Raw genomic sequence first — 21,061 nt, 5'->3', positions numbered from 1 at the left:
CGGCGGGTTGTTTATTGCCAGTTGGAATAAAAGGACTTCATGAAACGTCTGCTGCTAACTGCGGTCATGTCCGCACTGATGATCGCTGAAGTTCACGCCGAGTCCTTCACCATCTCCGATATTCGTGTCAACGGCCTGCAGCGGGTATCCGCTGGCAGCGTGTTCGGCGCGTTGCCGCTCAACGTCGGCGACCAGGCTGACGACCGCCGCCTGGTCGACTCCACCCGTTCGCTGTTCAAGACCGGCTTCTTCCAGGACATCCAGCTCAACCGCGATGGCAACGTCCTGATCATCAACGTGGTCGAGCGCCCATCGGTGTCGAGCATCGAGATCGAAGGCAACAAGGCGATCAGCACCGAAGACCTGATGAAAGGCCTGAAGCAGTCGGGCCTGGCCGAAGGCGAGATCTTCCAGCGTGCCACCCTCGAAGGCGTGCGCAACGAGCTGCAGCGCCAGTACGTGGCCCAGGGCCGCTACTCGGCCGAGGTCGACGCCGAGGTGGTGCCGCAGCCGCGCAACCGCGTGGCCTTGAAGATCAAGATCAACGAAGGCACCGTCGCTGCCATCCAGCACATCAACATCGTTGGCAACACCGTGTTCAGCGATGACGAGCTGCAGCAGCTGTTCGAGCTGAAGACCACCAACTGGCTGTCGTTCTTCAAGAACGATGACAAGTACGCCCGCGAAAAGCTTTCCGGTGACCTGGAACGCCTGCGTTCCTACTACCTGGACCGCGGCTACATCAATATGGACATCGCTTCCACCCAGGTGTCGATCACCCCGGACAAGAAGCACGTCTACATCACTGTCAACGTCAACGAAGGCGAGAAGTACACCGTTCGCGACGTCAAGCTCTCGGGTGACCTGAAGGTGCCGGAAGACCAGGTCAAGTCGCTGCTGCTGGTGCAGCCGGGCCAGGTGTTCTCGCGCAAGGTGATGACCACCACTTCCGAGCTGATCACTCGCCGCCTGGGCAACGAAGGCTATACCTTCGCCAACGTCAACGGCGTGCCACAGCCGAACGACCAAGACCACACCGTCGACATCATGTTCGTGGTCGACCCGGGCAAGCGAGCCTACGTCAACCGCATCAACTACCGCGGCAACACCAAGACCGAAGACGAAGTGCTGCGTCGCGAAATGCGCCAGATGGAAGGTGGCTGGGCTTCGACCTACCTGATCGACCAGTCCAAGACCCGCCTCGAGCGCCTGGGCTTCTTCAAGGAAGTCAACGTCGAGACCCCGGCGGTGCCAGGCACCGACGACCAGGTCGACGTCAACTACAGCGTCGAAGAGCAGGCCTCCGGCTCGATCACTGCCAGCGTCGGTTTTGCCCAGAGCGCCGGCTTGATCCTGGGTGGTTCGATCAGCCAGAGCAACTTCCTCGGTACCGGTAACAAGGTGTCCATCGGCCTGACCCGTTCGGAATACCAGACCCGCTACAACTTCGGCTTCGTTGACCCCTACTTCACTGCCGACGGCGTGAGCCTGGGTTACAACGCCTTCTACCGCAGCACCGACTACAGCGACCTTGATGTCGACGTGGCCAGCTATGCCGTAGACAGCCTGGGTGCCGGTGTGAGCCTTGGCTATCCAATCAGCGAAACCTCGCGTCTGACCTATGGCTTGAGCGTTCAGCAGGACAAGATCAAGACCGGTAGATACACCGTTGACGAGATCTTCGACTTCCTCCAGCAGGAAGGTGACAGCTTCACCAACTTCAAGGCATCGGTCGGCTGGTCCGAGTCGACCCTGAACAAAGGTGTGCTGGCGACCCGCGGTCACTCCCAGAGCCTGACGCTCGAGACCACCATCCCGGGCAGCGACCTGTCGTTCTACAAACTCGACTACCGCGGCCAGCTGTTCAAGCCAATCACCAACGACTACACCCTGCGCCTGCACACCGAACTGGGCTATGGTGATGGTTTCGGTAGCACTTCGGGCTTGCCGTTCTACGAGAACTACTTCGCGGGTGGCTTCAATTCTGTCCGTGGCTTCAAGGACAGCAGCCTGGGTCCACGCAGCACGCCTAGTCGTGGTGCCGCGGTTACTGGCAACCAAGGTACCATCGAGGACCCGGATCAGGATCCGCTGCCGTTCGGTGGTAACGTGCTCGTGCAAGGTGGTGTCGAGCTGCTGTTCCCGCTGCCGTTCGTCAAGGACCAGCGTTCCCTGCGCACCTCCGTGTTCTGGGATGTGGGTAACGTGTTCGACACCAACTGCGGCAGCAAACCGGATTGCGAAAAGGTCGGTTTCTCGGGCATGGCCAGTTCGGTCGGCCTGGGTGTGACCTGGATTACTGCTCTGGGCCCGTTGAGCTTCAGCCTGGCGATGCCGGTGAAGAAGCCGGACGATGCTGATACCCAGGTGTTCCAATTCTCTCTGGGCCAGACCTTCTAAGGTCGGCCCTTGCTTAACGACAACGGTTTTTCCAGGAGTGCATCGTGCGTAAATTGGCTCAACTGGCCGTAGTGGCCGCGGCGCTGGTCGCCACCCCGGCTTTCGCCGAAATGAAGGTCGCCGTGCTGAACTATCAGATGGCTCTGCTCGAATCCGATGCCGCCAAGAAGTACGCGGTCGATGCCGAGAAGAAGTTCGGCCCGCAACTGACCAAGCTGAAAAGCCTGGAAAGCAGCGCCAAGGGCATCCAGGACCGTCTGATCAAGGGCGGTGACAAGATGCAGCAGCAGGAGCGTGAACGCCTGGAGCTCGAATTCAAGCAGAAAGCCCGTGACTTCCAGTTCCAGTCCAAGGAACTGAACGAGGCCAAGGCCGTTGCCGACCGCGACATGCTCAAGCAGCTGAAGCCCAAGCTGGACGGTGCTGTCGAGGAAGTGATCAAGAAGGGCGGCTACGACCTGGTTCTCGAGCGCGGCGCGGTCATCGATGTCAAACCTCAGTACGACATCACCCGCCAAGTCATCGAGCGCATGAACCAAGCGCGTTGATATGACCGTGACCATGACGCTCGGCCAGCTGGCCGAGGCCCTCGGGGCCACACTCAAAGGCCCTGAGGCGCTGCCGATTACCGGGCTGGCCACCTTGCAGGAGGCCGGCCCCGGTCAATTGAGCTTCCTCGCCAACCCGCAGTACCGCAAATACCTGGACAACTGCCAGGCCGCTGCGGTGCTGCTCAAGGCTGCGGACGCCGAAGGCTTTGCCGGCAATGCCCTGATCGTGGCCGACCCGTACCTGGCGTATGCGCGCATTTCCCACCTGTTCGACCCCAAACCCAAGGCTGTGGCGGGTATACATCCCAGCGCCGTGGTGGCGGATGATGCCCAGGTGGATGCCAGCGCCAGTATCGGGCCGTTTGCGGTCATCGAAAGCGGTGCGCGCATCGGCGCCAATGTCAGCATTGGCGCACATTGCTTCGTCGGTGCCCGTTGTGTGGTCGGTGAAGGCGGCTGGCTGGCACCGCGGGTCACGCTGTATCACGACGTGACCATCGGCAAGCGTGTGGTCATTCAGTCGGGTGCCGTGATCGGTGGCGAGGGCTTCGGCTTCGCGAACGAAAAGGGCATCTGGCGCAAGATCGCCCAGATTGGCGGCGTCACCCTTGGTGATGACGTGGAAATCGGTGTCAATACTGCGGTTGACCGTGGCGCGCTGTCCGACACGCGGATCGGCGACGGGGTCAAGCTCGACAACCAGATCCAGATCGCCCACAACGTGCAGATCGGTGATCACACGGCCATGGCTGCTTGTGTGGGTATCTCCGGTAGCACGCGCATCGGCAAGCATTGCATGCTGGCAGGTGGCGTTGGCCTGGTGGGGCATATCGATATCTGCGATAACGTATTTGTCTCCGGGATGACCATGGTGACCCGCTCGATCACCGAACCAGGCTCCTATTCATCCGGCACGGCCATGCAGCCTTTGGCTGACTGGCGCAAGAGCGCGGCGCGTATCCGCCAGCTCGACGACATGGCCAAGCGTCTCCAGCAGCTGGAAAAACGTGTCGATACCGTGACCTCAGGTGGCCAGCCGACATCAGAAGGCTGATACCATTTCCTGAGCAAGAGTGAACAGTCGCTAGCTGGCTCCTCTTTGGACTGCAAAAGGAGCGTGTGGTCAGCACCTGCGCTCCCTATTCTTATTACAGGCTTCCCCCCGAAATGATGGACATCAACGAGATTCGCGAATACCTGCCTCACCGCTACCCGTTTCTGCTGGTAGATCGCGTGACGGATCTGGACTTCGAGGCCCAGAGCATTCGTGCCTACAAGAATGTCAGCATCAACGAGCCGTTCTTCAATGGCCATTTCCCGGCGCACCCGATCATGCCGGGCGTCCTGATCATCGAAGCCATGGCCCAGGCGGCCGGCATCCTTGGTTTCAAGATGCTCGATGCCAAGCCGGCCGATGGCACCCTGTACTACTTCGTCGGTTCCGACAAGCTGCGTTTCCGCCAACCGGTTCTGCCGGGTGACCAGTTGGTACTGGAAGCCAAGTTCCTCAGCCGCAAAAGCATGATCTGGAAGTTCGAGTGCCGTGCCCTGGTCGACGGCAAGCCGGTATGCTCGGCCGAGATCACCTGTGCGGAACGCTCCCTATGAGTTCGATTGATCCGCGGGCGATCATCGATCCGTCGGCCAAGCTGGCCGACGGCGTCGAGGTTGGCCCGTGGTCGATCGTCGGCCCGGATGTCGAAATCGGTGAGGGTACGGTCATTGGCCCGCACGTGGTGCTCAAAGGGCCGACCCGGATTGGCAAGCACAACCGCATCTACCAGTTTTCCTCGATTGGCGAAGACACCCCTGACCTCAAGTACAAGGGTGAGCCGACGCGTCTGGTGATCGGCGACCACAACGTCATCCGTGAAGGTGTGACCATTCACCGTGGTACGGTCCAGGATCGTGCGGAAACCACGCTGGGTGATCACAACCTGATCATGGCCTATGCCCACATTGGTCACGACAGCGTCATTGGCAACCACTGCATCCTGGTCAACAACACGGCGCTGGCCGGGCATGTGCACGTGGGCGACTGGGCGATCCTGTCCGGTTTCACCCTGGTGCACCAGTACTGCCATATTGGCGCCCATGCGTTCTCCGGCATGGGTACGGCGATTGGCAAGGATGTACCTGCCTTCGTCACGGTGTTCGGCAGCCCTGCCGAGGCCCGCAGCATGAACTTCGAAGGCATGCGCCGCCGTGGCTTCAGCGACGAGGTCATCCATGCCCTGCGTCGTTCCTACAAGATCGTCTATCGCCAGGGTTTGACCGTGGAAGAGGCAATCAAGGAACTGGACGAGCTGGCCGCCAAGTATGAGCAGGTCGAGCTGTTCCGCCAGTCGATCGTGAACTCCGCCCGCGGCATTACCCGCTGACATGGCGCAGCTTTGCGTAGCCCTGGTCGCGGGTGAGGCCAGCGGCGATATTCTCGGTTCCGGGCTTATGCGCGCCCTCAAGGCGCGCCATCCCGATGTCCGCTTTATCGGTGTGGGTGGCCCGTTGATGGAGGCCGAAGGCCTTCAGTCATACTTCCCCATGGAGCGCCTCGCGGTCATGGGGCTGGTCGAAGTGCTGGGGCGCCTGCGTGAGCTGCTAAAGCGCCGCAAGGCATTGATCCAGACCCTGATCGGCGAAAAGCCCGATGTGTTCATTGGTATCGACGCCCCCGATTTCACCCTCAATATCGAACTGAAACTGCGCCAGGCGGGGATCAAGACCGTCCATTACGTCAGCCCGTCGGTCTGGGCCTGGCGGCAGAAGCGCGTGCTGAAGATTCGCGAAGGTTGCGACCTGATGCTCACGCTGCTGCCGTTCGAAGCACGCTTCTATGAGGAACAGGGCGTACCGGTGCGGTTCGTCGGCCACCCGCTGGCCGATACCATTCCGTTGGCGGCAGACCGTCAGGCAGCGCGTAGCGAGTTGGGCCTGGCCGATGGGCCGCTGGTGGCTTTGATGCCGGGTAGCCGTGGTGGTGAGGTCGGGCGCCTGGGGGTACTGTTCCTCGACGCCGCCCAGCGCCTGCGCGAGCTGGTACCTGGCGTGCGTTTCGTATTGCCGTGCGCCAACGCGGCGCGGCGTGCCCAGGTCGAGCAGATGCTCGAAGGCCGCGATCTGCCGTTGACCTTGCTCGATGGTCAGTCGCACCGGGCGCTGGCTGCTTGTGACGCGGTGCTGATCGCCTCTGGTACCGCCACGCTGGAGGCGTTGCTGTACAAGCGCCCGATGGTCGTTGCCTATCGCCTGGCCCCGCTGACCTACTGGATTCTCAAGCGTCTGGTGAAAAGCCCTTACGTATCGCTGCCCAACCTGCTCGCCCAGCGCGAGCTGGTGCCTGAGCTGCTGCAGGAAGCCGCGACCAGCGAAGCCCTGGCACAGACCTTGGCACCGCTGGTCACCGACGGCGCCCAGCAAACCGAACGCTTCGACGCGATACACCGTACCCTGCGCCGCGACGCCTCCAATCAGGCGGCCGACGCGGTGCTGGCCCTGCTCAAGGACCGCTGACATGCAGATTGGACTGGACTTCAACCTGGTCGAAGACCTGGTTGCCGGCGTAGACGAAGTAGGCCGCGGCCCCCTGTGCGGTGCAGTGGTCACGGCTGCGGTGATTCTCGACCCGGCGCGGCCGATTGTCGGTCTCAACGATTCGAAGAAGCTCACCGAAGCCAGGCGCGAGGCGCTGTTCGACGAGATCTGCGAAAAAGCCCTGAGCTTCTGCATCGCCCGCGCCGAAGTCGAGGAAATCGACCGGCTCAACATCCTCCAGGCCACCATGCTGGCCATGCAGCGAGCGGTGGAAGGGCTGCACGTTACCCCGAAGCTGGCACTGATCGACGGCAACCGTTGCCCGAAACTGGCGGTCCCGGCAGCACCAGTGGTCAAGGGAGATAGCCAGGTGCCGGCGATTGCCGCAGCGTCGATCCTGGCCAAGGTTACCCGCGACCGGGAGATGAGCGCGTTCGAGCTGATCTATCCGGGGTATGGGATAGGCGGGCACAAGGGCTACCCTACGCCGGTGCACCTCGAAGCCCTGGCGCGCCTTGGGCCTACCCCCATTCATCGGCGTTCCTTCGCCCCGGTGCGGGCAGCCTGGGAAGCCCGCGAGAGCATCACCGATTCCCTGATCTGATTAACTGGGGCCGCTATGCGGCCCAATCGCTTTTGTAGGAGCGGCTTCAGCCGCGAACGCCGGCATAGCCGGTGCCAACCACCGCGCGCCTGATTCGCGGCTAAAGCCGCGCCTACAGAGATCGTGTTGCAAAGCAGCCGCCAAATCCCCCACTCAATTACGCTACAATCCCGCCCTTGTCGTTAAGCATTGCTACAGGACTTTCCATGTCGGTTCCCTTCGTTCACCTGCGCGTCCATTCCGAATTCTCGCTGGTAGACGGCCTGGTGCGGATCAAACCGCTGGCCAAGGCACTGGCGGGGATGAACATGCCGGCGGTGGCGATCACTGACCAGAGCAACATGTGCTCGCTGGTCAAGTTCTACAAGACCGCCATGGGCGCCGGGATCAAGCCGATCTGCGGTGCCGACCTGTGGCTGGCCGGGGCCGATCCGGAAGCACCGCTGTCGCGTATCTGCTTCCTGGCCATGGACCCCAAGGGCTACCGCAACCTCACCGAGCTGATTTCGCGCGGCTGGACCGACGGCCAGCGCAACGGCCTGGTGATCCTTCAGCGTGAGTGGATCGCCCCCGCCAGCGAAGGGCTGATTGCCCTGTCCGCGGGCAAGGAAGGCGATATCGGCATGGCCCTGATGAATGGCCGCCAGGATGAAGCCCAGGCCCTGCTGCGCGACTGGATGGGCATGTTCCCGGAGCGCTTCTACGTTGAGGTGCAGCGCACCAACCGCGCCGGCGACGAAGAGTACGTGCACGCCGCCGTGGCCCTGGCTGACCAGCTTGGCGCGCCGCTGGTGGCTACCAACGATGTCCGTTTCATCAAGCAGTCTGACTTCGATGCCCACGAAACCCGCGTCTGTATCGGGGAGGGTTGGACCCTCGACGATCCGCGCCGCCCGCGTTGCTACAGCGACCAGCAGTACCTGAAGTCGGCCGAGGAAATGGCCGAACTGTTCAGCGACCTGCCTGATGCCATTGCCAACACCGTCGAGATCGCCAAGCGTTGCAACATCCAGGTGCAGCTGGGCAAGTACTTCCTGCCCGATTTCCCGACGCCCAATGGCATGAGTATCGACGACTACCTGCGCCATGTGTCCCATGAGGGCCTGGAAGAACGCCTGGCGGTGCTCTGGCCGAAGGAGACCACGCCCAATTACGAAGAGAAGCGCCAGGTCTATCTGGACCGCCTGAAGTTCGAGCTGGACATCATCATCCAGATGGGCTTCCCCGGTTACTTCCTGATCGTTATGGACTTCATCAAGTGGGCCAAGAACAACGACGTGCCGGTCGGCCCAGGCCGGGGTTCGGGTGCCGGTTCGCTGGTGGCCTACGTGCTGAAGATCACCGACCTCGACCCGTTGGCCTACGACCTGCTGTTCGAGCGCTTCCTCAACCCTGAACGTATTTCCATGCCCGACTTCGACGTCGACTTCTGCATGGATGGCCGTGACCGGGTGATCGATTACGTGGCCGAAGCCTATGGCCGCAACGCCGTGAGCCAGATCATCACTTTCGGTACCATGGCCGCCAAGGCGGTGGTGCGCGACGTGGCGCGGGTGCAGGGCAAGTCCTACGGCCTGGCCGACCGCCTGTCGAAGATGATCCCGTTCGAAGTGGGCATGACCCTGGAGAAAGCCTACGAGCAGGAAGAGATCCTGCGCGACTTCCTCAAGGGCGACGAGGATGCCCGCGAAATCTGGGACATGGCGCTCAAGCTCGAAGGTGTCACCCGTGGTACCGGCAAGCATGCCGGTGGCGTGGTGATTGCCCCGACCAAGCTCACCGACTTCTCGCCGATCGCCTGTGACGAAGAGGGCGGCGGCCTGGTAACCCAGTTCGACAAGGATGACGTCGAGGCTGCGGGCCTTGTGAAGTTCGACTTCCTCGGCCTGCGCACCCTGACCATCATCAAGTGGGCGATGGAGATCATCAACCGCGAGCAGGCCAAGCGGAACCTGCCCGATCTGAACATCGACTTCATCCCGCTGGACGACCGCAAGACCTACGAGCTGCTGCAGAAAGCCGAGACCACGGCGGTGTTCCAGCTCGAATCCCGCGGCATGAAGGAGCTGATCAAGAAGCTCAAGCCTGACTGCCTGGAAGACCTCATCGCACTGGTGGCACTGTTCCGCCCGGGCCCGTTGCAGTCGGGCATGGTGGACGACTTCATCAACCGCAAGCACGGCCGCGCCGAGCTGGCCTACCCGCACTCGGACTACCAGTACGAAGGCCTCAAGCCCGTACTGGCCCCGACCTACGGCATCATCCTGTACCAGGAACAGGTGATGCAGATTGCCCAGGTGATGGCGGGCTATACCCTCGGCGGCGCCGACATGCTGCGCCGGGCGATGGGTAAGAAAAAGCCTGAAGAAATGGCCAAGCAGCGCGGCGGTTTCATCGAGGGTTGCGTCGCCAACAATATCGATGCGGATCTCGCAGGTAACATCTTCGACCTGGTAGAAAAGTTCGCCGGCTACGGCTTCAACAAGTCCCACTCCGCCGCCTATGGCCTGGTGTCGTACCAGACTGCCTGGCTGAAGACCCACCACCCGGCACCGTTCATGGCCGCAGTACTCTCGGCGGACATGCACAACACCGACAAGGTGGTGGTGCTGGTCGAGGAAGTGCGCAGCATGAAGCTGCGCCTCGATGCGCCGGACGTGAACTTCTCCGATTTCAAGTTCACCGTGAACAACGACGGCCGTATCGTCTACGGCCTGGGGGCAATCAAAGGCGTCGGCGAAGGCCCGGTGGAAGCCATCGTCGAGGCGCGTGCCCAGGGTGGCCCGTTCAAGGATCTGTTCGACTTCTGCGAGCGCATCGACCTCAAGCGAGTCAACAAACGTACCCTCGATGCGCTGGTGCGCAGCGGTGCGCTGGACCGCCTGGGCCCGCATTTCCATGATGAGATCAAGGCCTACCACGCCAACATCGACCTCAACCGTGCGACCTTGCTCTCGGCACTGGGCGAAGCCATCAAGGCAGCCGAGCAGGCGGCCCATACCGCTGACAGTGGTCACGTCGACCTGTTCGGCGGCATGTTCGACGAGGCGGATGTCGACGTCTACGCCAACCACCGCAAGGTGCGCGAGCTGACACTCAAGGAGCGCCTGAAGGGCGAGAAGGACACTCTGGGCCTGTACCTCACAGGTCACCCTATCGATGAATACGAGACCGAGATCCGCCGTTTTGCCCGCCAGCGCATCGTCGACCTCAAACCGTCGCGCGAGACCCAGACCATTGCCGGCATGATCATTGCCCTGCGGGTAATGAAGAACAAGAAGGGCGACAAGATGGGCTTTGTCACCCTGGATGACCGCTCTGGGCGCATCGAGGCGTCGCTGTTTGCCGATGCGTTCATGGCGGCACAGTCCTTGCTGCAGGCCGATGCGATGGTGGTGGTCGAAGGGGAGGTCAGCAACGATGACTTCTCCGGTGGGCTGCGCCTGCGGGTGAAGCAGGTGATGACCATGGAAGACGCACGCACCAAGCTGGCCGAGAGCCTGCGCCTGAAGGTGGCACACGAGGCGCTCAAGGGCGACCGCCTGAAGTGGCTGGGCGAATTGATCACCCGCCACCGTGGTGCCTGCCCGATCACGCTGGAGTACACCGGCAGCGATGCCAAGGCCATGTTGCAGTTTGGCGAGCAATGGTCGATCGACCCGGCCGATGGCCTGATTCAGGCACTGCGTGACCAGTTCGGGCGTGAGAACGTCTTCCTGCAATATCGTTGAATCGACGAAATTTAATCTCGACCTATATGCGCCTGATCCCTTAAGGTAGGGCGCCAAACGGATCAACCGGCCGGCCGCCTGGCCGTAGACCCAAGACGGATGACTATGAACCCGAATTTTCTCGATTTCGAACAGCCGATTGCCGACCTGCAAGCCAAGATCGAAGGCCTGCGCCTGGTGGGTAACGACAACTCGCTGAACATCAGCGATGAAATTGCCCGTCTGCAAGACAAGAGCAACACCCTGACCGAAAGCATCTTCGGCAACCTGACCAGCTGGCAGATCGCCCGCCTGGCCCGTCACCCACGTCGTCCGTACACCCTGGACTACCTGGAGCACATCTTCACCGAGTTCGAAGAACTGCACGGCGACCGTCACTTCTCCGATGATGCTGCCATCGTCGGTGGTACCGCACGTCTGGACGGCAAGCCCGTAATGGTCATCGGCCACCAGAAGGGCCGCGAAGTGCGTGAAAAGGTTCGCCGCAACTTCGGCATGCCGCGCCCTGAAGGCTACCGCAAGGCCTGCCGCCTGATGGAAATGGCCGAGCGCTTCAAGATGCCGATCCTGACCTTCATCGACACCCCGGGCGCTTACCCGGGCATCGACGCCGAAGAGCGCAACCAGAGCGAGGCGATCGCCTGGAACCTGCGCGTCATGGCCCGCCTGAAGACCCCGATCATTGCCACCGTGATCGGTGAGGGCGGTTCCGGCGGTGCGCTGGCCATCGGTGTGTGCGACCAGCTGAACATGCTGCAGTACTCCACCTACTCGGTGATCTCGCCAGAAGGCTGCGCCTCGATCCTGTGGAAGACGGCCGACAAGGCTGCCGACGCCGCCGAAGCCATGGGCATCACCGCCGAGCGCCTCAAGAGCCTGAACATCGTCGACAAGGTCATCCAGGAGCCGCTGGGCGGCGCCCACCGTGACCCGGCCAAGATGTCCGAAAGCATCCGTGCCGATCTGGTGCAGCAACTGGACATGCTCGGCAAGCTCGACAACGACGCGCTGCTGGCCCGTCGTTACGACCGCCTGATGAGCTACGGTCTCTGATAGATCCCGGGGCCGCTGCGCGGCCCCTGTGGGAGCGGGTTTACCCGCGAAGAAGGCGACGCGGTGCACGGCACCGGCTTCGCCGGTGTTCGCGGGTAAACCCGCTCCCACGGGGATTTGGTTATCAAGCCGAGTGAGGCGCACATGATCAACCTCACCCCCTGGCTCAACGCCCCCACCTGGTACATCGCCTTCTCCGGCGGCCTCGATTCCACTGTCCTTCTGCACCTGCTGGCTGAGCACGCCCGCAACTCCGCAACCCCGCCACTACGCGCCCTCCATATCCATCACGGTCTGCAACCTGCTGCCGACACCTGGCCCGCTCACTGCCAAGCCATCTGCGACAAGCTCGGTATCGATCTCCAGGTCATCCGCGTCCAGGTCCCCCCCGGCGCCAGCCTCGAACAGGCTGCCCGCGACGCTCGCTACGCCGCCTTCACGAACGTGCTAGGTCCCGGTGACATCCTGTTCACCGCCCAGCACCGCGACGACCAGGCCGAAACCTTGCTCTTCCGCCTGCTGCGAGGTGCCGGCTTGCGTGGCCTTGCGGCGATGCCCGAACAGCGCGCCCTAGGGCAGGGCAGCCTGGTCCGGCCGTTGCTGGCCACCTCGCGCCAGCAGCTGCATGACTACGCCCAGGTCCAAGGGCTGGTGTGGATCGAAGATCCAACGAACGCTGATTGCGCCTTCGACCGCAACTATCTGCGCGCGCAGGTGTTCCCGCACTTGCAACAGCGTTGGCCGCAGGCCAGCCAGAACTTCGCCCGTTGTGCAGAGCACCTGGGCGAGGCGCTGGGGCTGCTCGATGAACTGGCGCTGGGCGATCTGGCCAAAGCCGGGGAGGGCGGCGCGCCGGCCTGGGCTGCCCTGCAGTCGCTCGATCTGGCGGTGCTCACCCGTTTGTCACCTGCGCGGCAGCGCAATGCCTTGCAGCACTGGCTGAGCCAGCGAACCCGCCTGCCCGATACCCGTCATTGGGCAGGTTGGGCGGACCTGCGCGATGCCGCGGCAGATGCACAACCGATCTGGCGGCTTGCCGATGGTCGGTTAATACGCAGTCACGGTCGCATCTGGTGGCTGAGTGGCGACTGGTTGAAGCAGCCGGCGGGCGAGGTGCCCTGGCGCGATCCTGGCGAGGCCCTGGCACTGCCGGGCAACGGCAGTGTGCGTCTAGATGTCGCCCAGCCGCCGGGCGAACTGCGTATCGCCTATCGCCAGGGCGGCGAGGTCCTGGATATCCCCGGCCGCGGCCGACGCGACCTCAAGCGGCTGCTCAACGAGCTGCAGGTCCCGCACTTCGTGCGTCCGCGCCTGCCACTGCTATATCGCGGCGAGCGCCTGCTGGCGGTGGCCAATCTGCCTTCGCTGGCGCAGGCCGATTGCCAGCTTCATTGGCAGCCGCCGACGAACGCGCAAGGTTTGAGCTGAAGGGTACATTCCGGTAGACTACCCTCCCTTCTTGATACAACTTCTGTGGCTTCCCCGGAAACACAGCAGTTGCCGATTACCAAGCAGTTTTTTGCTGGGCTGATTCTGGAAATGACGAGCGAGCTCCATGCCGGGGATACCCCTGGTCTGTACAGACGCGGCAGTTTTTCGAGATGCACTGTGATTGACGCAGGTGATCGGGGGCTTCGGCCTTCCTTCGCTTTCTCCGGCGGCGCTGGCCGCCTTAACGCAGACTTCTAGGGTTTTTCATGACGCGCTACATATTCGTCACGGGCGGTGTTGTTTCTTCATTGGGGAAAGGCATTGCCTCGGCTTCCCTGGCGGCCATCCTGGAAGCGCGGGGCCTGAAGGTCACCATGCTCAAGCTGGATCCGTACATCAACGTCGATCCGGGCACCATGAGCCCGTTCCAGCATGGTGAAGTGTTCGTCACCCACGATGGCGCCGAGACCGACCTCGACCTGGGCCACTACGAGCGGTTCATCCGCACCACCATGACCCAGAACAACAACTTCACCACCGGCCGCATCTACGAGCACGTGCTGCGTAAAGAGCGTCGTGGTGACTACCTGGGCGCGACCATCCAGGTGATCCCGCACATCACCGACGAGATCAAGCGTCGCATCATCAAGGGCGCCGGCGATGCCGACGTGGCCCTGGTGGAAATCGGCGGTACCGTGGGTGACATCGAGTCGCAGCCGTTCCTCGAGGCGATTCGCCAGCTGCGTGTCGAAGTAGGCTCCAAGCGCGCCATGCTGATGCACCTGACCCTGGTCCCGTACATCGCCACTGCCGGTGAGACCAAAACCAAGCCGACCCAGCACTCGGTCAAGGAGCTGCGCTCCATCGGCCTGCAGCCTGACGTGCTGATTTGCCGTTCCGACCACCCGGTCGACGCCTCGTCGCGCCGCAAGATCGCGCTGTTCACCAACGTCGAAGAACGTGCGGTGATTTCGCTGGAAGACGTCGACACCATCTACAAGATCCCAGGTGTTCTGCACGCCCAGGGCCTGGACGACTTCGTCGTCGAGCGCTTCGGCCTGCAGTGCAACAGCGCCGACCTGTCCGAGTGGGACAAAGTGGTCGATGCCAAGCTCAACCCTGAGCAGGAAGTGACCATCGCCATGGTCGGCAAATACATGGAGTTGCTGGATGCGTACAAGTCGCTGATCGAAGCGATGAGTCACGCCGGCATCACCAACCGTACCAAGGTCAACCTGCGTTACATCGATTCCGAAGACATCGAGAACCAGGGCACCAGCCTGCTCGAAGGTGCCGACGCCATTCTGGTCCCGGGCGGTTTCGGCCTGCGTGGCGTGGAAGGCAAGATCACTGCGGTACAGTACGCCCGTGAGAACAAGGTTCCGTACCTGGGCATCTGCCTGGGCATGCAGGTGGCCGTGATCGAGTTCGCCCGTAACGTGATGGGCTGGAAAGACGCCAACTCCACCGAGTTCGACCGCAACAGCGGCCACCCGGTGGTCGGCCTGATCACCGAGTGGGCCGACGCCACCGGTGCCGTCGAGACCCGTACCGAAGCGTCCGACCTGGGCGGCACCATGCGCCTGGGCGCACAGGACTGCCAACTGGCTGCCGGTTCCAAGGTGCACGACTGCTACGGCAAGGACGTCATCACCGAGCGTCACCGCCACCGTTACGAAGTCAACAACAACCTGCTGCCACAGCTGGTCGATGGCGGCCTGGTGGTTTCCGGTCGTTCCGAAGACGGCGCGCTGGTCGAAGTGGTCGAGGCCAAGGATCACCCATGGTTCGTTGCCTGCCAGTTCCACCCGGAGTTCACCTCCACTCCGCGTGACGGTCACCCGCTGTTCAGCGGCTTCGTCAAGGCGGCCCTGGCCCAGAAGAACAAGGCCTGATTTTTTCAGGTCTTTGGTGAGTTTTCCGACGGTTAAAGCCGCGCAAGGCTCATTTCTCGGGTAAAGTACGCCCCGATCTACCCCTGACCGCTCGGTCAGGGGTTGCTTCTGCCAGGCCTGCCTGCTGCGTCCCCGCCTGGTGCAAGGCAAGAATTCCCTAAGCTGCGTTGTTTTCGTCAATTCTGGAGTGCTTACAACAATGGCAAAAATCGTCGACATCAAAGGTCGTGAAGTTCTCGATTCGCGTGGCAACCCCACTGTGGAAGCCGATGTACTGCTCGACAACGGCATCATCGGCAGCGCTTGCGCGCCGTCCGGTGCTTCCACCGGCTCGCGCGAAGCGCTGGAGCTGCGTGATGGCGACAAGAGCCGTTACCTGGGCAAGGGCGTGCTGAAGGCCGTCGCCAACATCAACGGCCCGATCCGCGACCTGCTGCTGGGCAAGGATCCTTCCGACCAGAAGGCCCTGGACCGCGCCATGATCGAGCTGGACGGTACCGAGAACAAGGCCAAGCTGGGCGCCAACGCCATCCTGGCGGTGTCCCTGGCTGCCGCCAAGGCTGCTGCACAGGATCAGGACCTGCCGCTGTACGCGCACATCGCCAACCTGAACGGCACCCCGGGCCAGTACTCGATGCCGGTTCCGATGATGAACATCATCAACGGTGGCGAGCACGCCGACAACAACGTCGACATCCAGGAGTTCATGGTTCAGCCGGTGGGCGCCAAGACCTTCTCCGATGGCCTGCGCATGGGCACCGAGATCTTCCACCACCTCAAAGCTGTGCTGAAGGCCCGTGGCCTGAACACCGCCGTAGGTGACGAAGGTGGCTTCGCTCCGAACCTGGCCTCCAACGAAGACGCCCTGGGCGCCATCGCCGAAGCCGTTGAAAAAGCCGGCTACAAGCTGGGCACCGACGTGACCCTGGCCCTGGACTGCGCGGCTTCCGAATTCTACGAAGACGGCAAGTACAACCTGTCCGGTGAAGGCAAATCGTTCGATGCCGAAGGCTTCGCCGAGTACCTGAAAGGCCTGACCGAGCGTTTCCCGATCATCTCGATCGAAGACGGCCTGGACGAGTCCGACTGGGCTGGCTGGAAGATCCTGACCGACAAGATCGGCGAGAAGGTGCAACTGGTCGGCGACGACCTGTTCGTGACCAACACCAAGATCCTCAAGGAAGGCATCGAGAAGGGTATCGGTAACTCGATCCTGATCAAGTTCAACCAGATCGGCTCGCTGACCGAAACCCTGGAAGCCATCCAGATGGCCAAGGCTGCCGGCTACACTGCGGTGATCTCGCACCGTTCCGGTGAAACCGAAGACTCGACCATCGCTGACCTTGCCGTGGGTACCGCTGCCGGCCAGATCAAGACTGGCTCGCTGTGCCGCTCCGACCGCGTCTCGAAGTACAACCAGCTGCTGCGCATCGAAGAGCAACTGGGCGCCAAAGCGGTTTACCGTGGTCGTGCCGAGTTTCGCGGTTAAGCAAGAGATGGTAAAAAGACAGCAGCCAAGGCTGTCGGAACTTTCGATCTGAAATTTCTGACGCTTCATGCGGGTTTCTGTCAACGAAGCCTGGCCTCGGCCAGGCTTCGTGCTATATGACGCCCGTGTGCGGCGGTCTTTAACCTGGATACCTTGATGCGCAGTCCCTATTGGTTGTTCCTTGTCCTGCTCCTGCTGCTCGGTGGCCTGCAGTACCGCCTTTGGGTGGGTAACGGCAGCCTGGCGCAAGTGGCCGAGCTCAAGCAGCAGATCGACGAACAGCACGCCGAGAACGAGCGGCTGCTGGAGCGTAACCGCGTGCTCGATGCCGAGGTGCTGGAGTTGAAGAAGGGTATGGAGACCGTCGAAGAACGGGCTCGTCATGAACTGGGAATGGTCAAAGAGGGCGAAACCCTCTTCCAGCTGCCGCAAAAATGAATGAATCTTTGCCGGCCTTCTGGGCCGTAATTCCTGCTGCGGGCGTCGGTGCCCGCATGGCTGCCGACCGCCCCAAGCAATACCTGGAGCTGGCCGGGCAGACCCTCCTTGAGCACAGCCTCGACTGTTTTCTTGGCCACCCCTCGCTCAAGGGCGTGGTGGTCAGCATTGCCGAAGATGACCCGTACTGGCCTGGCCTGCGTTGCGCCAGCGACCCGCGCATCCAACGTGCAGCGGGTGGTGACGAACGTGCCGACTCGGTGCTCAATGCCTTGTTGCTGCTGCATGCCCAGGGGGCGTCGGACAACGACTGGGTGCTGGTGCACGATGCGGCTCGGCCGAACCTGGCGCGTAGTGACCTGGATAAGCTGCTGTCGGAGTTGGCTGACGACCCGGTAGGCGGGCTGCTGGCGGTGCCGGCGCGCGATACCCTCAAGCGCGCCGATGCCAATGGGCGGGTCGCCGCGACGGTGGACCGCAGTACCATCTGGCAGGCCTATACACCGCAGATGTTCCGCCTGGGCGCGCTGCATCGGGCCTTGGCCGAAAGCCTGGTTTCGGATGTGGTGGTGACCGACGAGGCGTCGGCCATCGAGTGGTCGGGGCAGGCGCCGCGGCTGGTCGAAGGGCGCAGTGACAACATCAAGGTCACCCGGCCAGAAGATCTGGAGTGGCTGCGCCAGCGCTGGGCGGGCAGGCGCTGAGATTGCAGGGGCCGCTTTGCGGCCCTCTCGCGACACAAGGCCGCTCCTACAGGAGATCGCATTTCCCTGTAGGAGCGGCCTTGTGTCGCGAAAGGACCGCGCAGCGGCCCCGGCATTCGATCAGGTCACCCGATACTCAGGCAACTCCGCCAACCCTTCCTTCAGGTAATCCACCAACCGCCTTACCTTCGGCGATAAGTGCCGCTGCTGCGGATACAACGCCCAAACCGCCGTATTCGGCGGCTGATGCCCCTCCAGCAACGAAACCAGTGCGCCGCTGTTCAAGTGCTCGAGCACGTAATAGTCCGGCAACTGGCACAACCCCATCCCCAACAGCGCCGCATCCAGCACGGCCTGGCCACTGTTGCAGCGCCAGTTGCCCTGCACCCGCTGGCTGATCTCGCGGCCATCCTGCTGCAGCCCCCACAGGTCAGAGCTACCGATCAGGCAATTGTGCCGGGCCAGTTCCGACAGGCTGTGCGGCCGCCCGTAGCGCTCCAGGTACGCTGGCGAGGCACACAGGTACATGCGCCGCGGCGCAAGGCGCGTGGCCACCAGCCGCGAGTCGGCCAGCCGGCCCAGGCGAATCGCCAGGTCCATGCCTTCGTGCAGCAGGTCGAGGGTGCGGTTGCTCAGTTCAACTTCGACCCGCAATTGCGGATACAGCGCCATGAAACGCGTTACCAGCGGCACGATGAACCGTTCACCATAGGCCACCGCACAGGTCATGCGCAGCAGGCCCTTCGGCTCGCTGGCCAGGTCACCCATGGCGCGCAGCGCTTCCTCGCGACCGTCCTGGAGGCGCTGACAGTGCTGCAGAAAGGTCTGCCCGGCTTCACTCAAGGCCACCCGGCGGGTACTGCGGTACAGCAAGCGGGTTTGCAGGCGCTCTTCAAGGCGGGCGATCTGCCGGCTGATGTGGGATGACGACACGCCCAGGCGCTCGGCCGCAGCCGTGAATTGACCCGACTCGGCCACGGCGACGAACTCGTCGATGCCTTCCCAGCGGCTGCTCATGGATTATCCCTGTATGGCAATAATGTTTTGGCTTTTACTGGATTATTCATCAAAAGCGCGTGGATTACACTGCTGGACTGAATCGATCCCCATTGTCTGGAGACCCTGTGATGATCAAGTCCCGTGCCGCCGTTGCCTTCGAGGCCAAGAAACCCCTGGAAATCGTCGAAGTCGACGTGGCCATGCCCAAGGCCGGTGAGGTGTTGCTGCGCGTGGTCGCCAGCGGTGTCTGCCACACCGACGCCTACACCCTCTCCGGCGCCGACCCGGAAGGCATCTTCCCGTCGATCCTCGGCCATGAAGGCGGTGCGATCGTCGAAGCCGTGGGCGAGGGCGTTACCTCGGTGGCAGTGGGCGATCATGTGATCCCGCTGTACACCCCGGAATGCGGCAAGTGCAAGTTCTGCCTCTCGGGCAAGACCAACCTGTGCCAGGCCATCCGTGCCACCCAGGGCAAGGGCCTGATGCCGGATGGCACCACCCGCTTCTCGTACAAGAGCCAGCAGCTGTTCCATTACATGGGCACCTCGACCTTCTCCGAGTACACCGTGCTGCCGGAAATTTCCGTGGCCAAGATCCAGAAAGAAGCACCGCTGGAGAAGGTCTGCCTGCTCGGTTGCGGCGTCACCACCGGTATCGGCGCGGTGCTCAATACCGCCAAGGTCAAGCCAGGTGACACCGTGGCCATCTTCGGCCTGGGTGGCATCGGGCTGTCGGCCGTAATTGGTGCGGTCAAGGCCAAGGCCTCGCGCATCATCGCCATCGACATCAACCCGGCCAAGTTCGAAATCGCCCGCCAGCTGGGCGCTACCGACTGCATCAACCCGAAAGACTACGACCGCCCGATCCAGGAAGTGATCGTCGATCTCACCGACGGTGGCGTGGACTTCTCCTTCGAGTGCATCGGCAACGTGCAACTGATGCGCGCGGCCCTGGAGTGCTGCCACAAGGGCTGGGGCGAGTCGGTGATCATCGGCGTCGCCGGTGCCGGCCAGGAAATCGCCACCCGTCCGTTCCAGCTGGTGACCGGCCGTGTCTGGCGTGGTTCGGCATTCGGCGGCGTGCGTGGCCGCAGCGAGCTGCCAAGCTACGTGGACATGGCCGAGAAGGGCGAGATCCCGCTGGATACCTTCATCACCCACACCATGGGCCTGGAGGACATCAACAAGGCCTTCGACCTGATGCACGAAGGCAAGAGCATCCGCAGCGTGATCCACTTCTGAGGTCAGCCATGAGCCTGGATAACATCTCCTGCCAGAAAAGCTTCGGCGGCTGGCACAAGCGTTACCGGCATCACTCCAAGGTGCTGGGTTGCGACATGGTGTTCGCCGTCTACCTGCCACCACAGGCAGAGCAGGGTGAGAAGCTGCCAGTGCTGTACTGGCTCAGCGGCCTCACCTGCACCGACGAGAACTTCATGCAGAAGGCGGGTGCCCAGCGCCTGGCCGCCGAGCTCGGCTTGATCATTGTCGCCCCCGACACCAGCCCGCGTGGCGAGCAAGTGGCGGGCGACCCTGATGGTGCGTGGGACTTCGGCCTCGGCGCCGGGTTCTACCTCAACGCTACCCAGCAACCCTGGGCCCAGCACTATCGCATGCACGACTATGTGGTGCAGGAGTTGCCGGCCCTGATCGAGGCGCACTTCCCGGCGTCCGAGCAGCGCAGCATCAGCGGCCACTCCATGGGGGGGCATGGCGCGCTGGTGTGCGCCTTGCGCAACCCGGGGCGCTATCGTTCGGTGTCGGCATTTTCGCCGATCAGCAACCCGATGGATTGCCCGTGGGGTGAGAAAGCCTTCAGCCGTTACCTGGGTGAAGACCGTGCGCGCTGGCGTGAATGGGATGCCAGTGTGCTGCTGGCGCAGACGCCTGCAGGCGAGTGCCCGCCGCTGCTGGTGGACCAGGGCGACCGTGATGACTTCCTCGAGAAGCAGCTCAAGCCTGAAGCGCTGGAGCAGGCCGCACGCAAAGGCGGGCATGAACTGACCCTGCGCTTGCAGCCTGGCTATGACCACAGCTACTACTTCATCGCCAGCTTCATCGACGAGCACCTGCGCCATCATGCGAAGGCATTGGGGCGCCTGTAGGAGCGGCCTTGCCGGGGCGCCGGACCGGTCGGAAAGGGCCGCAAAGCGGCCCCAGGATTTCGGCGCCACTGCCTCTATCGCCAGGGCTGCTGCGCAGCCCTTTCGCGACGCAAGGCCGCGCCTACATGGCG

General features: G+C 62.5%; 17 protein-coding genes. 16 read left to right on the top strand and 1 reads right to left on the bottom strand.

Features of this window, described 5'->3' with window-relative positions; genetic code table 11:
* The first annotated feature begins 39 nt into the window (after window positions 1-39).
* From bamA to ispD, 14 genes are all read left to right on the top strand, one after another.
* A complete protein-coding gene (gene bamA, locus APH27_RS07825) occupies window positions 40-2,400 on the top strand; it encodes an outer membrane protein assembly factor BamA (protein ID WP_060484489.1) in 2,361 nt (786 codons plus the stop codon).
* Between the two features lie 44 nt (window positions 2,401-2,444).
* Entirely contained in the window at window positions 2,445-2,948 is a 504-nt protein-coding gene (locus tag APH27_RS07820; protein WP_003252311.1) for an OmpH family outer membrane protein, read from the top strand.
* A gap of 1 nt (window position 2,949) precedes the next feature.
* Window positions 2,950-4,005 carry a UDP-3-O-(3-hydroxymyristoyl)glucosamine N-acyltransferase gene (gene lpxD, locus APH27_RS07815; protein WP_027920028.1) on the top strand — a complete coding sequence of 352 codons (1,056 nt, stop codon included), beginning with the start codon at window positions 2,950-2,952 and terminating at the stop codon, window positions 4,003-4,005.
* Between the two features lie 113 nt (window positions 4,006-4,118).
* Window positions 4,119-4,559 carry a 3-hydroxyacyl-ACP dehydratase FabZ gene (fabZ, locus tag APH27_RS07810; protein WP_003252314.1) on the top strand — a complete coding sequence of 147 codons (441 nt, stop codon included), beginning with the start codon at window positions 4,119-4,121 and terminating at the stop codon, window positions 4,557-4,559.
* Window positions 4,556-5,332 carry an acyl-ACP--UDP-N-acetylglucosamine O-acyltransferase gene (gene lpxA / locus APH27_RS07805; protein WP_027920027.1) on the top strand — a complete coding sequence of 259 codons (777 nt, stop codon included), beginning with the start codon at window positions 4,556-4,558 and terminating at the stop codon, window positions 5,330-5,332. The genes fabZ and lpxA overlap by 4 nt, the downstream gene beginning before the upstream one ends.
* Before the next feature lies 1 nt (window position 5,333).
* Window positions 5,334-6,461: a lipid-A-disaccharide synthase gene (gene lpxB / locus APH27_RS07800; protein WP_060484488.1), complete on the top strand. Its 1,128-nt coding sequence runs from the start codon at window positions 5,334-5,336 to the stop codon at window positions 6,459-6,461.
* A 1-nt stretch (window position 6,462) separates the two neighbouring features.
* Window positions 6,463-7,086, top strand: coding sequence for a ribonuclease HII (gene rnhB, locus APH27_RS07795; protein WP_027920025.1), 624 nt, complete (start codon window positions 6,463-6,465; stop codon window positions 7,084-7,086).
* A gap of 206 nt (window positions 7,087-7,292) precedes the next feature.
* A complete protein-coding gene (gene dnaE / locus APH27_RS07790; protein WP_027920024.1) occupies window positions 7,293-10,817 on the top strand; it encodes a DNA polymerase III subunit alpha in 3,525 nt (1,174 codons plus the stop codon).
* A gap of 105 nt (window positions 10,818-10,922) precedes the next feature.
* Window positions 10,923-11,870 (top strand): acetyl-CoA carboxylase carboxyl transferase subunit alpha, encoded by a 948-nt coding sequence (accA, locus tag APH27_RS07785; RefSeq protein WP_027920023.1) that lies wholly within the window; start codon window positions 10,923-10,925, stop codon window positions 11,868-11,870.
* Window positions 11,871-12,014: 144 nt separating this feature from the next.
* A complete protein-coding gene (gene tilS, locus APH27_RS07780) occupies window positions 12,015-13,298 on the top strand; it encodes a tRNA lysidine(34) synthetase TilS (protein WP_060484487.1) in 1,284 nt (427 codons plus the stop codon).
* A gap of 269 nt (window positions 13,299-13,567) precedes the next feature.
* Window positions 13,568-15,196: a CTP synthase gene (locus APH27_RS07775; protein ID WP_027920021.1), complete on the top strand. Its 1,629-nt coding sequence runs from the start codon at window positions 13,568-13,570 to the stop codon at window positions 15,194-15,196.
* Between the two features lie 199 nt (window positions 15,197-15,395).
* Window positions 15,396-16,685, top strand: coding sequence for a phosphopyruvate hydratase (gene eno, locus APH27_RS07770; RefSeq protein ID WP_027920020.1), 1,290 nt, complete (start codon window positions 15,396-15,398; stop codon window positions 16,683-16,685).
* A gap of 156 nt (window positions 16,686-16,841) precedes the next feature.
* Window positions 16,842-17,123, top strand: a complete 282-nt coding sequence (gene ftsB, locus APH27_RS07765) for a cell division protein FtsB (protein ID WP_023534037.1) — start codon at window positions 16,842-16,844, stop codon at window positions 17,121-17,123.
* The gene (gene ispD, locus APH27_RS07760; RefSeq protein WP_027920019.1) at window positions 17,120-17,827 is read left to right on the top strand and encodes a 2-C-methyl-D-erythritol 4-phosphate cytidylyltransferase; all 708 of its coding nucleotides are present in this window, start codon (window positions 17,120-17,122) and stop codon (window positions 17,825-17,827) included. Before ftsB ends, ispD begins: the two co-directional genes overlap by 4 nt.
* Before the next feature lie 120 nt (window positions 17,828-17,947).
* Here the strand turns inward: ispD and APH27_RS07755 are convergent, their stop codons facing one another.
* The gene (locus APH27_RS07755; protein WP_027920018.1) at window positions 17,948-18,844 is read right to left on the bottom strand and encodes a LysR substrate-binding domain-containing protein; all 897 of its coding nucleotides are present in this window, start codon (window positions 18,842-18,844) and stop codon (window positions 17,948-17,950) included.
* A gap of 110 nt (window positions 18,845-18,954) precedes the next feature.
* Between APH27_RS07755 and APH27_RS07750 the strand changes: the two genes are divergently transcribed.
* Window positions 18,955-20,067, top strand: a complete 1,113-nt coding sequence (locus tag APH27_RS07750; RefSeq protein WP_060484486.1) for an S-(hydroxymethyl)glutathione dehydrogenase/class III alcohol dehydrogenase — start codon at window positions 18,955-18,957, stop codon at window positions 20,065-20,067.
* A gap of 8 nt (window positions 20,068-20,075) precedes the next feature.
* Window positions 20,076-20,930: an S-formylglutathione hydrolase gene (gene fghA, locus APH27_RS07745; protein ID WP_060484485.1), complete on the top strand. Its 855-nt coding sequence runs from the start codon at window positions 20,076-20,078 to the stop codon at window positions 20,928-20,930.
* Window positions 20,931-21,061: the final 131 nt, after the last annotated feature.

The organism is Pseudomonas sp. NBRC 111123, assembly GCF_001320205.1.
GTDB lineage: Bacteria > Pseudomonadota > Gammaproteobacteria > Pseudomonadales > Pseudomonadaceae > Aquipseudomonas > Aquipseudomonas putida_J.
This window is presented reverse-complemented; position numbering and strand designations above follow the sequence as displayed.